The sequence below is a fragment of the Actinophytocola sp. genome (assembly GCF_035762905.1).
Lineage (GTDB): Bacteria > Actinomycetota > Actinomycetes > Mycobacteriales > Pseudonocardiaceae > DASYTH01.
The window spans coordinates 222,908-237,057 of record NZ_DASUCC010000061.1 but is presented as its reverse complement, the minus strand read 5'-3'; the positions used below and the strand labels follow the sequence as shown (position 1 = coordinate 237,057).

The 14,150-nt window shown below is 69.6% G+C and carries 14 protein-coding genes; 2 read left to right on the top strand and 12 right to left on the bottom strand.

Annotation, left to right across the window (positions count from 1 at the left end; all coding sequences use genetic code 11):
- Positions 1–669: 669 nt before the first annotated feature.
- The 3 genes from VFV67_RS11980 to VFV67_RS11970 form a co-directional block, all read right to left on the bottom strand.
- The gene (locus tag VFV67_RS11980; RefSeq protein ID WP_326469621.1) at positions 670–1,413 is read right to left on the bottom strand and encodes a DinB family protein; all 744 of its coding nucleotides are present in this window, start codon (positions 1,411–1,413) and stop codon (positions 670–672) included.
- 30 nt (positions 1,414–1,443) lie between these two features.
- A complete protein-coding gene (locus VFV67_RS11975; protein ID WP_326469618.1) occupies positions 1,444–2,010 on the bottom strand; it encodes a hypothetical protein in 567 nt (188 codons plus the stop codon).
- Between the two features lie 349 nt (positions 2,011–2,359).
- Entirely contained in the window at positions 2,360–2,764 is a 405-nt protein-coding gene (locus tag VFV67_RS11970; protein ID WP_326469616.1) for a helix-turn-helix transcriptional regulator, read from the bottom strand.
- Between the two features lie 408 nt (positions 2,765–3,172).
- On the opposite strand from VFV67_RS11970, the gene VFV67_RS11965 reads away from it, so the two are divergent.
- The gene (locus VFV67_RS11965; protein WP_326469614.1) at positions 3,173–4,288 is read left to right on the top strand and encodes a hypothetical protein; all 1,116 of its coding nucleotides are present in this window, start codon (positions 3,173–3,175) and stop codon (positions 4,286–4,288) included.
- A gap of 6 nt (positions 4,289–4,294) precedes the next feature.
- Here VFV67_RS11965 and VFV67_RS11960 read toward each other — a convergent pair whose 3' ends face one another.
- The 9 genes from VFV67_RS11960 to VFV67_RS11920 all read right to left on the bottom strand — a co-directional run bounded on the left by VFV67_RS11960 (position 4,295) and on the right by VFV67_RS11920 (position 13,486).
- Positions 4,295–4,816: a PadR family transcriptional regulator gene (locus VFV67_RS11960; protein ID WP_326469612.1), complete on the bottom strand. Its 522-nt coding sequence runs from the start codon at positions 4,814–4,816 to the stop codon at positions 4,295–4,297.
- Positions 4,801–5,268 carry a hypothetical protein gene (locus VFV67_RS11955; RefSeq protein ID WP_326469611.1) on the bottom strand — a complete coding sequence of 156 codons (468 nt, stop codon included), beginning with the start codon at positions 5,266–5,268 and terminating at the stop codon, positions 4,801–4,803. The genes VFV67_RS11960 and VFV67_RS11955 overlap by 16 nt, the downstream gene beginning before the upstream one ends.
- A 90-nt stretch (positions 5,269–5,358) precedes the next feature.
- A complete protein-coding gene (locus VFV67_RS11950) occupies positions 5,359–6,153 on the bottom strand; it encodes an SDR family NAD(P)-dependent oxidoreductase (RefSeq protein WP_326469610.1) in 795 nt (264 codons plus the stop codon).
- Between the two features lie 28 nt (positions 6,154–6,181).
- The gene (locus tag VFV67_RS11945; RefSeq protein ID WP_326469609.1) at positions 6,182–7,183 is read right to left on the bottom strand and encodes an RNA polymerase subunit sigma-70; all 1,002 of its coding nucleotides are present in this window, start codon (positions 7,181–7,183) and stop codon (positions 6,182–6,184) included.
- Between the two features lie 78 nt (positions 7,184–7,261).
- Positions 7,262–8,128, bottom strand: coding sequence for a sugar ABC transporter permease (locus VFV67_RS11940; RefSeq protein WP_326469607.1), 867 nt, complete (start codon positions 8,126–8,128; stop codon positions 7,262–7,264).
- Between the two features lie 7 nt (positions 8,129–8,135).
- Positions 8,136–9,140 (bottom strand): ABC transporter ATP-binding protein, encoded by a 1,005-nt coding sequence (locus VFV67_RS11935; protein WP_326469605.1) that lies wholly within the window; start codon positions 9,138–9,140, stop codon positions 8,136–8,138.
- Positions 9,141–9,153: 13 nt separating this feature from the next.
- Complete coding sequence (locus tag VFV67_RS11930) at positions 9,154–10,410, bottom strand: sugar ABC transporter substrate-binding protein (RefSeq protein ID WP_326469603.1); 1,257 nt, start codon at positions 10,408–10,410, stop codon at positions 9,154–9,156.
- Entirely contained in the window at positions 10,407–11,216 is an 810-nt protein-coding gene (locus VFV67_RS11925; protein WP_326469601.1) for a carbohydrate ABC transporter permease, read from the bottom strand. Before VFV67_RS11925 ends, VFV67_RS11930 begins: the two co-directional genes overlap by 4 nt.
- A 2-nt stretch (positions 11,217–11,218) precedes the next feature.
- Positions 11,219–13,486, bottom strand: coding sequence for a WD40/YVTN/BNR-like repeat-containing protein (locus VFV67_RS11920; RefSeq protein ID WP_326469599.1), 2,268 nt, complete (start codon positions 13,484–13,486; stop codon positions 11,219–11,221).
- 197 nt (positions 13,487–13,683) lie between these two features.
- Between VFV67_RS11920 and VFV67_RS11915 the strand changes: the two genes are divergently transcribed.
- Entirely contained in the window at positions 13,684–14,136 is a 453-nt protein-coding gene (locus tag VFV67_RS11915; RefSeq protein WP_326469597.1) for a hypothetical protein, read from the top strand.
- The last annotated feature ends 14 nt before the right edge of the window (positions 14,137–14,150 follow it).

The following is a 14,150-nucleotide window of genomic DNA, read 5'->3' as shown; positions in this document are numbered from 1 at the left end:
CGGTTCATCGGCGAACGGGGTCGCCGGTTCCTCGGACCAAATGTGCTGCATCGGCCCCGGCGCCGGACGGCTGGTGAGCACTCGGGCCAACGCCGGGACGGCCACGTTCGCCGACGCCGCACCGCGGCGAACACCAGTCGCGGGGTGTGCGGGTGTTCACCAGGGGGCGTGCGGTGCTCACGATCGTCGGTTCCGGGTTCGGAGAATCGTCGCATTCAGTGCGGTGATCTCAGCAAGATCGGCTTGATGTAGGCGGTTCTGCCTGTGTATGTGGGGATGGCCTGCTTAGCGGATTGTTTGGCCCCACCTGACCGTGTGATTCGGTCCCATCGGTGGGGATGCCGAATGTTGTGTCGGTTTGATTTGGCTCCACACCTGGAGGCCCGGCAGGAGCGCTACCCGGTCTACCTCAGGGTGTCGTCGGGCGGCGCCGCGAGCTGGACACGACCGTCGCCGCCGATCGCGCACTGATGGACCGCATCGTCGACCTCGGGGCGGCGCATCAGCACCAGTTCGCCGCGCTGCCGACGGCCGCCCGCCCGGTCAGCACCTCGGTCAGGCCCGCGGATGCTGGTGAAGTACCGCGTGCGGCTCTGCGCCCGGCAGCTCGGTATCGGGCAGACACCTCAGCGATGCCCGCATCCGCAAGATGCTGAGTCCGTAGCCGCCCTACTGCGCGTCCTGTGCCTCGATCAGGTCGAGGTCGCGGACGCAGAAGCGGTGGTGTTCGAAGGTCTCGTTGAGCACCGTGCCGAGGCACTGCCGCACCGAGCGGCCCCGGGCGTAGGGCGGCCAGACATCGTCGTCGGGCACCGGGGCTCGCGCTGCGAGCCGCACAGCGGTGACCTCGTCGAGCCAGGCCTGGAGCTCGGCGGCCTGTGCCTCACGCACGCTCACGATCTCGTCGAGGGCCGGATCGAGCGAGAGGTCAAGCCCGTGCGCGCCACGGTAGGGCTCGACGGTCGGCCCGATGCCCATCGGCGTGAACAACTCCGTCGAGCCCAGGCAGCACCGGCGGAACCACGAGTCGTGGACGAAGACCAGGTGGCGCATCGTCTGCACCGCCGACCACTCGTCGTTCACGCTGCGGCGCTCGATGCCGGGTCTACGGCGGAGTCGCTCGATCGTGGCGGCCCAGCCGGCATGGAGCCGACGCGATGCCTCGCGCAGATCGGCAGGGTCCTCCGAGCGGATCAGCACCCGCACCGGATGACGCCGGTCCAGCTCGGCCTCGACGTACTCGCTGACCTCGACACCGTTCACCACGAGGTTGGTGACGAGCCCGTCGATCACGGCATCCTGCATGACGACGCCGATCAGGCGTGCCCCGGTCAGATCGCACTCGCGGAACTCCGCACCGTGTAGATCCTCATCAACGTACCGCGTCATGCTCGGCATCCTAGGTCCGAGCACCGACAAGCTGGCCTCCCGGCTTGGATTGAGTCAAGGGCTGAGGGCTTCGAGCCTGGTGCAGACGTGGTTTAGCACGGAGAGCGTTTTCTCGTTATCTTTTTCCCGTGCAGCTAGTCGACTTAGCTGACTTAATCCAGTGCGACCGCTTCCCCCGAGGAGCACTAGACCATGAACATCCAATTCCATGGCGTTCCTGAGTTCAGGAAGCTTTTCTTTGGCGCGCTGAAGACGATGTCCGGCCTTGACGTGGTGACCAAGTATTCGGTAGATAACGGCTAGCCAGATGAGCCGTTCGACTTGGGCTTGCACGTCAGGAAGATCCCGTCCGTCAGGCGGTAGGAACCGGAGCCGTGGCTTCCTGCGATCATCGACTGTCGAGGCGACCTCGAGCAACAACGCTACGTGTTCTAGCGCGGCCTCTTGCTCTTTTGGTGGCAGGGAGGACGCCTCCCGGAACAACCGTTCTGCTGTTTCTTGGCTGATCGCTGCGAGGACACTTGCTGCTTGTTCTACGACCGTTGGGTCGAACAGAATTTTACGAATGTTGTTGGCGGTCCCAGCACCCTTGAGCACCGAGACCAGCAGTTCGACTGCCATCAGCCAGCTCCCTTCAGATGCCTCATTCGGGCTGCGCTCGGCTCCGGGTGAGACGGCTCGGGGTTGCATGGCGTCAACGTTTGGTGGGCTGGCGAGGTTCCGCGGTGGGCCGCCGTTCGGGCCGTTCGGTCTGTGCAGCGCCGCGAGCACAGCACGCACCGACCCGTGGCCTCGACCAGCTCGCGGTCCTTGCCGCACTCCGGGCATCGCGCCTTGGCCGCCTGCGCGCGCAGGCGGCGCACGCACCTACAGCAGTGCTGCCGGTCGAGCAGGCCGACCGGGGCTCCGCCAGCCACGCAGTCGCGCTGACGTTTGCCAATCGCCAGTCAGCGCCGCCGCTCGCCGGTGATCACAGCGGCGGCATCGGCCGGCCGCCGTCGTCGACGGCCTTCGGCTCCACTGCGGACGGCCGCGCCGGGGTGGCCGGCCGTTCGACTGGGGTGGTGTCCACTTCGAACAGGTCATCGGGGGTGCACTGCAGCGCGGTGCACAGCGCGATCAACGTGCACACTTTGATCTGGAAGGGTTCCTTGGTGAACGCCGACACGGACGCAGCCGACACTTCCAGCCCGGCCTTCTCCGCCAGCAGCCGCCACAGCTGGGAGCCGGTCCACACCTCCCGCTGGGCCGCAGCCATCCGCAACCGCCACCGGATCCTCACGGTGTCCTGGCCGGTTAGCTCGGAAAGCGTGGTGGTGACCGTGCGGCGGTAGGCGTCTTCGATGAACGTGGCCGAGGGCCGGACATACCGCATCGTCGAGCTCACCGTCCAGTGTCCGAGCAGTTGTTGGATAGCAACGAGATCCACCCGGCCCAACGCGGCCGCTCCACCCGGTCGTTGGTGTCCGAACTGGACACCAACAACCCGGACACCACGCGCCGACCGCTGTAACCGCGGCACCGCTCAGGGCGGTAACAGATCGCTGCTGGTATCTCTCTGCCAGATCCGGACGGATCATGGTGATGGTGAACAGGATCCGGCACGGCACGGCCGGCGATGTGGGAATCGCAATCAGCCCGACCTGATCGGACGATTCTCCCAGAGCGCGACGTATACGTTCCGTTGCAACCCGAGGGAAACCATCGGCCGATGGCGGTGTTCTGCTTGGCATCCAGGTGATTGTTGGTGACAAGAGGCGCTCCGCGCGTTCACCGTCGAGTTGTGGCTCAATCGCTGGTGCAGTTGGCCGGGCATCTGCTCGTCCAGTGCCGGCCGACACAGGTTGCTGCGGCGGCCGAGGTCGCCTCGGCGCATGGCGGAGGGCTGGTGATCACCGGTCCGTCCGCGCTGTTGTCCGCGCGGAATGTGCTGGAGCACCAAGGGTTCACCGGTCCCGTGCTGTGCGACGCCGACCGCTACTCGGGGCGCCGAAGGGTCGGAGCCGGGCGTGGCATCAGCCCGGGCTGGTTCAAGCGCCAGCGGGATCTCGGGCTGGTTCCGCTGTCCGACTCGGGCTATCTGGCTGCCCGCAACCTGCTCGGGCTGCGCAGCATTCTGCGCGGCACGGCGCGTGAGTCGTCGACGGTCATTGCCATGTTGCCGATCGCGGCGCGCTGGTTCGCGACGCCGGCGGTATGTGACGCGCTCGCCCATGAGATCGCCGCAGCCGGGGTGCCGGTCGCGGTGGCGGTCGAACGTGCGGGCGACCCCTTCGCGGCGCGGTACGTGCTCCGCGGATTCCTGCGGTTGCTGCGTCGGGTCAACGTGCCCGTGCTGCTTTTGCGATCGGATGTCTCCGCTCTCGGCGCGCTGTGCCACGGTGCACATGCCGCGGCGATCGGCACGACCAGCGCCCTACGCCACATCTATCCGATCCAGCCGCCCGGCGGCGGTTATCGCCCGTCCGGCATAGCGACCTTTCTCAGCCCTTTGCTCAGTTACCACAATGTCGACACGATCGAACGGATCGTCAAGGGCACCCCGGAGCACGAACACCTCTGGCCTTGTCTGTGTCCTACCTGCGACGGTCGCGTACCCGTGCTCGATTCGGCGGAGGACGCATTCCGGCATGCACTGCACGCCCAACTGATGTTGCGTGCCGAGTTGTTCCGCGCGCAGACCCGGCAGGCGCTGGTGAGTACCTGGCACGAGCATTGCAGCCACGCGCTCAGCCTCCACGACGACGTGACCCGGTTCGTCCCACGCCACCGCCCGCCTGGCGGCCTGCGCAGCTGGCTCAACATCACCGAGGACCCGATGGCCGCACACCGCACCGTTCCCGGACAGCCAAGGGGACACGAGGCACGGATGAGCCCGGCACACGGCGACCGGCGGTGAGGCAGGCTATCCCATCAGCTCGGGAAGCTCGTCGAACCAGGCGAGCACGGCTTGCTCGTGGCGGATGCCGAACCGGAGGGTCGCCAGCCGGGTGGCCTGGTCTGGTTTGTCGGCAAGCAGTTTCTCGGCCGCGCGGTATTCGGCGAGACGCTCGGCGTGCGCGGCCCGCTGAGCGGCGATGATCTCGCGGAGCCGGTGCGGCTCGATGTGGTCGGAGAACTGGATGCTGAGCAGCAGCGGAACCCGAATCTGCTCCCGGGCCGGATCCTGGTTGATCCAGTCGGCGAAGGCCCGCCGGCCCGCTCGGGTGATCGTGTAGGGCTTCCGGTCGCGCGGACCCGGCTCGCCCACGGTCACCAGGCCGGTCGCGGTCATCCTGGTCAGCTCCCGGTAGACCTGGCTCTGGGTCAGGGTCCAGAAATTGCCGATGCGCTCCTGCGCGGCGGCCACCAGGTCCCAGCCGGTCATCGGACCGCGGTGCAGCAGGCCGAGCAGCGCCGCGGCTGTGGCGTTCAGCTGGTGGACCAACGGCGCATCCCTCCGTGTTTGGCCCAACCGAGGGCAAAGTGACCGGCGACAGCGATCACGACCCCGGTGCCGACCACCGCCCAAACCGGCGCGCCGGCGTTCAGGACGGTGACCACGCTGAACGCGTCGAACAGCGCCACGACCGTGAACCCGACATGGCCGAGGTAGCCGGCCGACGGGAGCGTACCGGCGCGAGGCCGCTCCCGCCGGGCGAGCACCGCCCGCCACACCATGATCCCGGCAAGCCCGCCGAACGCCGTGAACAACACGCGTTCGTCGGGGCCGATCGTGTTCCACTCCGCTCCGATCGCGAGCAGCAGGAACACCGTCATGCCCACCAGTGAGCCGAGATACACGTCGAACAGCCGGCCGCGCCGCATCGTCGTCAACCCGGTCACCAGGGCGACGACGCCGGTGACCGCGTGCGCCGCGATGAAAGTGGTATGCCACATGATGCCCCTCCTAACCTTCCACTGTGGGAGGTCCTCGCCTCAGTCTGAACCTCCCACAGTGGAAGGTCAAGCCCCCGTGACTGATCGAGATCAGTCGAGCACCGCTCCGGCGGTCATGTTGAGTGCGGCGCCGGTGATGGTGCGGGCCAGGTCCGAGGCAGCGAACGCGGCAAGGTTGCCGACGTCGTCGAGGGTGGCGGTGCGGCCGGTGAGGGTCTGGTCCTGCAGCCAGGACCGCAGCCCTTCGGAGCCGGGGAAATCGGTCGGGATGGTGTCGGGCAGGCCGCCGGTGCGCAGGGTCAGCACCCGGATGCCGTGTGGGCCGAGTTCGCAGGCGAGCTGACGGCGCATCGACTCGACCGCGTCGAAGGTGGTCCCCATGCCGCCGACATGGAAGGTTCGGGTGACCTGCCAGTTGAAGGTGCCGCCGAAGGTCATGATCACGCCGGAGCGCCGCGGGATCATCCGCCGGGCCGCGGCCCGTGCGGTGAGGAACTTCGACCGGACCGCGACCTCGATGGGGCGCAGGTAGTCCTCGACGCTCATCTGCACCATGGGCGTGCCCTGCACATCCTGGTCGGAGATGACGTTGACCGAGATGTCCAGGCGGCCGGACCGCTCGGCCACGGTGGCCGCGTGCGCTTCGACCTGGGCTTCGTCGAGCGCGTCCACGACGGCCGGGTGGGCCTCGCCGCCCCTGGCGGCGATGTCGTCGGCGACGGCGTGCAGGGTCGCCGCGGTGCGTCCGGCCAGGTGCACGACCGCGCCTTCCCGGGCGAAGGCCCGCGCGATCGCGCCGCCGACCGAGCCGCCGGCTCCGTAGATGATCGCAGTCCTGTCCTTCAGCAACACGGGTTCCTCCGGGATGTCGTCGGTGTCTGTCACCGCTGTAACCCGGCGACCCATCCCGAACTCATCGCGGACCGGCGGAAATCGTCCGCGGCAGCCCGTAGGCATCGAGATCGTCGAGCAGGAAGGCCGTGATGGCGGTGATCCGGCCGTCCCGCAGGGTCAGCACGTCCAGCCCCTCGGCGACGAACACGCCGGACGCGTCATGCCACCGGTACCCGCCGAATGCCAGCTGCCCGTTCGCCGTCGTCGGCAGCAGCCGCCACCGGTGGGTGATCGGTCCGCTCGACAACGCGGCGGCCACGGCCGCGGGTCCCTCGTAGCACCGCGGCATCGGCGGCATCGCCAGCCGGACGTCGTCGGCCAGCATCGCGACGATGCCCTCGACGTCGGCCGACTCCCAGGCGCGCGTGTACCGCTCGGCGATCGTCCGCACGTCGCCGCCCAGCCGGGCCAACTCCCGCTGCTGCGACCGGGCCGGGGCGCGCCGGTCGACCACCGCGCGTGCCCGCTGCAACGCACTGTTCACCGCGGGCACAGTCGTCTCGAGCAACTCGGCGACCTCACTGGCCGGGAAGTCGAGGACCGCACGCAGCACGAGCACGGCGCGCTGCAAGGCCGAAAGCTGCTGCAGCGCGGCGACGAACGCCAACTCGATGCCCTCACGCTCCACCGTGCGCGCCTCCGGACTCAGCGAGTCCAGTTCCAGCAACGCGCCGGGGTACGGCTCGAGCCAGGCGGTCTGCTCCGTCGCCACCGTGTCCGGCGACAGGTCCGTCGGCAGCTCACGACGACGTCGTGCCTCGATCATGGTCAGGCAGCGGTTGGTCGCGATCCGGTACAGCCACGGGCGAACCGGCCCTCGCCCGTCGAACCGGCCGACCGCCTGCCACGCCCGCAGCAACGACTCCTGAACGGCGTCGTCCGCGTCATGCACCGACCCCAACATGCGGTAACAGTGCCGGTGCAACTCCGCACGATGCGGCTCGACCAACGCCGCGAACGCTCCTTCGTCACCCCCACCCGCAGCCGCGATCAGCGCCCGCTGCGCCCCAGGAATCGACACGGTCCATTCAAACCCACCCGCCTCCCGCACGTCATCGGGGCCCGCGGCGACGGATCGGCCAGTGGTCGCAGGGTTGGTTCAGGTACGGGTTCGCTGGCGGGTGGTGAGGCGGGTGGCCAGCCAGAGCGGGAATACCGCCGCGATGGCGGTGAGCACGAGCAGCGTCACCGACAGGGTGCTCGCGTAGCCGAGTTCGCCGTACTCGAACGCTCGGCGGTAGATCAGCAGCGGGGCGGTGAGGGTGGCGTTCGCGGGGTCGCCGCCGGTCACCAGCAGCGCCGGCACGAAGGTGTTCTGGATGATGACCACCACGTCGCGCACGGCAAGGACGAGCACGATGGGGGCCATCAGGGGCAGGGTCACGCGGGACACCGAGAACCAGGCCGACCCGCCCTCGAGCCGGATCGCCTCGTGCAGCCGGGCCGGGATCGCGGTGCGCGCGGCGAGCGCGACCACGAACGCCTCGCCAACCTGGAAGGCCAGGACGAGCACCAGACCGAGCCGGGCACCCCATGGCGTGGTGAGGAAACCCGGGTCGGGAATGCCGAGCGTGCCGAGCAGCGCCGGCAGCGGCCCGTACAGCGGGTTGAGGATCCACAGCCACAGCAGGGCCCACGCCGCGTCCGGGATGGCCGAGGGCAGGTAGGCCGAGGCCCGGCCGATCGCTCCGGGCACATCGCGGCGCCGGGCCAGCAGCAGCGCCGCACCCACCGCGAGCAGCAACCGCAGCGGCACCACGATCACGGCGATCAGACCGGTGATCGCGACGGCGTCCCAGAAGGTGCGGTCGCCGGCCAGGCGCACGAGGTTGTCGGCGCCGGTGAACTCCGGTGCGCGGAAACCGAAGTAGTCGGTGAACGCCAGCGCCACGGCAAGCACCAGCGGGGCCAGCACGAGCAGCGCCGAACCCACCAGGTAGGGCAGGGCGAGCGGCCAAGTCCTCATGCCGGGCTCACAACCGGGTCCCGGTCACGGCGTCGAACCGGTGTTCGTCGGCGGGGCGCCAGGTCACCGTCACCCGCTCGCCGGGGTGTGGTGCGTCGGGAAATGGGTGGCGGGCAAGCAGATCAGCACCGTCGAGCCGCAGCCGGAGCAGGCAGTCCTCGCCCGCCGGCTCGACGGCCAGCACCGAGCCGACCCGACCCTCCTCGTCGCCGGCCGCGCGGCACACCCGCACGCGCTCGGGGCGGACCCCGATGATCACGCCGCTGGATGGGGGCAGCAGGTTCATCGGTACCGGCCCGAAACCGCGCGCGACCGCCGTCGTCGCCGGGCGCGCGTAGACCTCGGTGGGCGCGTCGCACTGCAGGATTCGGCCGGCGGCAAGGACGGCCACTCGGTCGGCCATCGCCATCGCCTCGAGCTGGTCGTGGGTCACGTGCACCATCGGGACGCCCAGTGAGCGTTGCACGGCGCGGATCTCGGTGCGCATGCGCAGCCGCAGCTCGGTGTCGACGGAGGCGAGCGGCTCGTCAAGCAGGCATACCCGGGGCGAGCGGATCATGGCCCGGGCCAACGAAACCCGCTGCCGCTCGCCCCCGCTGAGCTCGCCCGGCATCCGGGTCAGCAGGTGCTCGATGTCGAGAACCCGCGCCACCTCGCGGACCCGGGCCGCCACGTCGCGCCGGGCGGAACCGCGCGCCCGTTCGCCGATCCCGATGTTCGCCGAGACGCCCAGGTGCGGAAACAGTGCGGCCTCCTGGAACACCATGGCGACGTCGCGCCGGCCGGCGGGCATCCGGGTGACGTCCTGGTCGTCGATCAGGATCCGCCCCGCGTCGAGGGTCTCCAGCCCGGCCACCGCGCGCAGCAGCGTCGACTTGCCCGAACCGGACGGCCCGACGATGACCAGCAGCTCGCCGGACTTCGCCTCGAGGTCGACCCCGTCGAGGGCCACGACGGCCGGCCCCCGGCGGGCGCGGAACCGCTTGCGGGCGGCCTCGATCCGCAAGCTCATCGGATCCGCGAGGTCATCGCCGTTGCAGCAGCGGGTCGGCCTGTTTCTGGATCTCCGCGATCACCTCGTCGAGCGGGACACCGTCCTCGAACGCCCGCTGCAGTTGGGTGTCGATCACGTCCTCGACCTCGGGCCAGGATGGCGTCACCGGCGTGTGCCGCAGGTGCGCGACGGCATCGAGGAACACCTGCGAGGACGCCGGTGCGCGGGTCGGGCTGAGGAACGCGGGCGACGTCGCGACCGAACGCAGCGATGGCACGGTGCGCCCGCCGAGCGCGGTGATGTTCTGCCCCTGCTGGCCCACCGCGTAGGCGACGAACTTCGCCGCGGCCGCCGGGTTCGCCGAACCGCTCGCGACACAGTAGGCGTCGGAGTGCAGGATCGATGCGGGTTTGCCAAGCACCGGCAGGGCGGCGACGTCGAAGTCGAGGCCGGCCTGCTCACGCAGCGCCGGCACCTCGACCCGCGAGCTGAGGAACATCGCCAGCTTCCCGGCCATGAACTGCTCCGGCAGGCCCTGCGCGGCGAGCTGCTCCTTGGTCGGCATCGCACCGGAGGCGATGAGCGCGGCGACACCGTCGAGCGCGGCGCGGGCGGCGGGTTCGTGCAGCGTCGTACGGGTCGGGGTCTCGTCGTTGTCCACGACGGTTCCGCCGTTGCTCCAGATGAACGGCGCCATCCGGATGATCGCGGAGTCGATGCCGGCCCCCTTGACCTCGCCGGTGGTCAGCGCCTTCGCCGTTGCGGTGAAGTCGTTCCAGGTCCAGCCGGCCTTCGGCGCGGCAACGTTGGCGGCCGTGAACAGCCCGCGGTTCCAGTACACGACGAGCGAGGAGATGTTCTGCGGCATGCACTGCAGCGCACCGACATAGCTGAACGCGCGCAGCGGCTCCTCGTAGTAGTCGGACAGCTTGAGGCCCTCCGCCTCGAGCAGCGGTCCGATCGGGCGCACGGCGCCGCGCTGCACTAACGGGGCGTACTGGCGGTAGTTGATGGCGAAGACGTCCGGTGCGCCGCCGGAGGCGAACGCGGTGGACAGCCGGGTGAGATGGTCGCCGCGGCCAACGGTGACCAGCTCGACCTCGCCACCCCCGCCGTCCCGGTAGGCGGTGACCAGGCTCCGGTAGACCGCGGCCTCCTCCGGATCGGCCCCGATCTGCACGGTGATCTTCGCCGTCCCGTTCCCGGTGCCCGCGTCCGCCTCCTCCCCACCGTCGGCACAGGCAGCCAGGCCGAGAAGCACGACGCTTGCGAGCACGACGAGTTTCATGGGCGCTCCACCGAGGAGAAGAAGGAACGTTGGCCGAAGGCGAACGCGAGCAACGCGGGCACCGTCACGATAACCGCCGCGGCAAGGTAGATCGGGTACAGGGCGGTCTCCATCTCACTGAGGCTCCGCAGACCCAGCGCCGCGGGCCAGTATTCCGGCGACGACACCAGAGTCAGCGGATCCATGAACGTCGACCAGTAGTACAGCCCGGACAGCGCCGCGACCGCTACGGCCGCGGGTCGGGCGAGCGGCAGCGCGATCCGGCGCCACACGGCGAACGGGCTCATGCCCTCCAGCGTGGCCGCCTCCAGCAGCGCCGCGGGGATGCGCGAGTAGGCGAAGGCGAACAGCAGCACGTAGAACGGGGTCGTGCCGGCGAGCGCGAGCAGGGCGACGGTGAGCGGCGTGTCCGCAAGACCCAGGCCACGCAACAACACCACCCGCGGCACCCAGAGCGATGCGGCCGGCACCAGCAGCATGAGCACCGAGATGCCGATCAGCCAGCGGCGCAGCCGGCCGCGCGCGGTCACGATCGCGAGCCCGGCCATCGACGTGACGACCACGGTGACCGGAACCGCGACCACGACGAGCAGCAGCGAGTTGCGCAGCAACGGCCCGAGCGGCAGGAACGCCGACACGGCCGAGTAGTTCGACCACTCGGCCGGTTCCGGCCACAGGTCCAGCCCGTCCGGCGGCGGCTGCAACGGGCGCTGCAGGGAACCCAGCACCAGCACCACGAGCGGCGCGAGGAACACGGCGGACAGCGCGACCACCCCGACGGTCCGCCAGGGCGGTCGCGAGCCCACGGTCAGAAGGCGTCGGCGATCGAGGTCGTCCACACGCTGCGGCCGTAGGTGGCGGCGTAGAGCGTGTTGCTGCCGGCCGGCATGTCGATGTCGTTGACCGGGACGAGCGGCAGGTTCGCCCCGACCTTGACCCAGGTCCGGCCGAGGTTGGTGGTGCGGTACACACCGACGTCGGTGGCGATGAACAGCCAGAACTGCTTGGTGGGATGCCGGATGACGTCGTTGATCGGCGCCTGCGGGATTCGCCGGCCGGCGATGTCGTCCCAGGTGCGCCCGCCGTCGCTGGTCATGACCAGGTGTGCGTAGGGATCACCCGAGCGCCAGCCGGAGAAGCTGGCCCACGCGAAGTTCGGGTTCTGCGGATCGACGGTGATCCGGGTGACCCAGCGCCCCGGGAACACCGGGCTCTCCATCCGCTGCCAGGTCACCTGGTCCGGCGCGGCCATCGCGTTGCGGCTGACCCACATCAGACCGCTGTCGGTGCCGGCGTAGACCAGGTTGGGATCGGCCGGCGTCGTGCCGATCGCCGTCACCGTGCCGAAACCGGGAGCCCGGGGCTCGGTGCCCTCGGTCAGGTCCGGGCTGATCCGCTGCCACACGCGCTGGCCCGGATCGGTGTTGATCCGGTTGACGAACTCGCTGCCACCGAACATGATCCGGGGATCGGCGCTGAACTCCAGCGGGGACACCCAGTTGCGGCGCACGCCGGGGATGGTCATGGTGAAGCCGACACCGTCGACGAAGCCGCGGCAGCCGCCGTTCTGCGAGCAGCCGTAGTACTTGCGGTCGTTCGTCGGATCGATCCGGTTCATCATCCCGTCGCCGCCGACGAAGTTGAACCAGTCGCCGTTGACCGAGTTGTCGTTGCCCCACGACTTCAGCGAACCGTTGTCCTGCGAGCCGGCGTTGACCCGGGTGCCGTCCTGGACCGAGACGTCCATCGCGTAGAACTGGGTCACCGGCAGCCGGGCCGTCTTGGTCCACAGGCCGCGCGCGGTGCCGTTCTCGTTGGACCAGTAGAAGCCGCCGTCGTTGCCGAGGAACACCCGGCCGGGAGTGAACGGGTCCCACTCGAGGCCGTGCTGGTCGGCGTGCACGGTCTGCGACGTCGTCCAGGTGAGACCGCCGTCGAGGCTCTCGGCGAGGCTCACCCCGGCGACGAAGACGTGTTGCGGGTTGACCGGGTCGACGTAGACCCGGCCGAACCACCAGGCGAACCCGCCGCTGATGGTCTGCAGGGTGCCGCCGCTGGTGGCGCCGACCGGGGTCCAGGTCAGGCCGGCGTCGGTGCTGGTGAAGAAGCCGTTGAAGTTGCCACCGGCCGCGCTCGAGATCAGGTAGGCGCGGTTGGGGTCGCTGTCGCTGAAGTCGACGCCCATCCGGCCGACGTAGGTCGCCGTGACCGGCTGCCCCTCGATGTCCTGGCTCTGCGGCAGCGGCGGCCGGTGGATGTTCGTCCACGTGCGACCACCGTCGGTGGACCGGTACAGGAAGGAGTTCTTGCCGTAGAGACGCGACTTCTCGTCCCGGATCTTGTCCCAGGTGGTGGCCAGCATGATGTCCGGGTTGGTCTTGTTGATCGTCACGTCTATCGCACCGGTGGAGGCGCTGTCCGGGACGATGACCCGGGTCCAGCTCGCTCCGCCGTTCTCGGTCAGGAACAGACCGCGGGTCGGCCGCGTGTCGTGCAGTGCGCCCATGACCGCCACGAAGATCCGGTTGTCGTTGCGCGGATCGATGACGATCTGGCCGATCGTGTCGCCGTCGGCCAGGCCCATGTTGGTCCAGGTCGCACCGCGGTCGGTCGACCGGTAGACACCCTTGCCGTAGTAGGACGAGCCGCCGCCGTGGTCCGGTTCACCGGAGCCGGCCCAGACCACGCCCCGGGAGTCGACCGCGACGGCACCCATCGACTGGGGCAGATGGTTGTCCCACACGGAGGCGAAGGTCTGGCCGCCGTTGTCGGACCGCCACAGCCCGCCGGTGCCGGTGGCGATGTAGACGACGTCGCGGGTCGTCGGGTCGGCGGCGATGTCGCGAATGCGGCCGCCGATGTTGCTCGGGCCGAGTTCCGACCACACCTGGTCGGTGCTCGCCGACTTCATGGCGGCCGCGCCCATCAGCTTGGACTCCGCGACCGCCTGGGTGATGGCGATCTGCGGAATGGAGCCGTCGGCGTTGGCCCGCTGGAGGTACATCCATTCCTCCGCGCCCAACGGATCGGCGGTGACCGCCGCCCGATCGGTCGCCGTCCGTTCCGGTCCGGTCACGGATGCCGCACCCGCACCAAGGAGCACCGCCAGCGCCGTAGCGGTAAGGATCGGGACGTGAGTTCTACTGCGCATCGCCACGTGCCTCCATGGGTCAGGTGGGACGTCCGCTCGCCGCGGTCACCGTAACACCCGAGAAGTCCGAATCGTCCCCGCCGATTGGCTGGCTGTGCCGTGGCGTGCCTAGGGTGGCTGGCATGGCCGAACGGGTGTGGGCGTTGCTGGGCACCGCGGCGATGTCGGTTGCCTTGGCCGGGTGCTCGACCGGACCCGACCCGTCCGCCGCGTGTGCCGCACCGAGTCCCGCGCCGCCGGCCGAGACGGCGCTCATCCCGGCCGGACTGTCCTTCGACCGGATCGGAACGGTCACGCACGTCGTGGCCACCGGCGGGAACATCACCATGCAGGCGGTGTCGACCCAACCCCTCGACGAGCTCACGGTTCTGATCCAGGACGCGGTGACCGCCGCTGGCTACCGCCCGGCCGGGATGGACAACGAGGGCTTCGAGGCGGAGGTCTTCTTCACCGCCGGCTCGCTCGCCGCCGGCCAGGCCCTCGTCCGCCGCGCCGAGTGCGAAGGCCGGTGGAACATCGACCTCGTCCTGATCGATCCCGCCGCCGTGCCCTCGTCCACGGCCCCCGGCGGTTAGGCTCTGTCACAGTG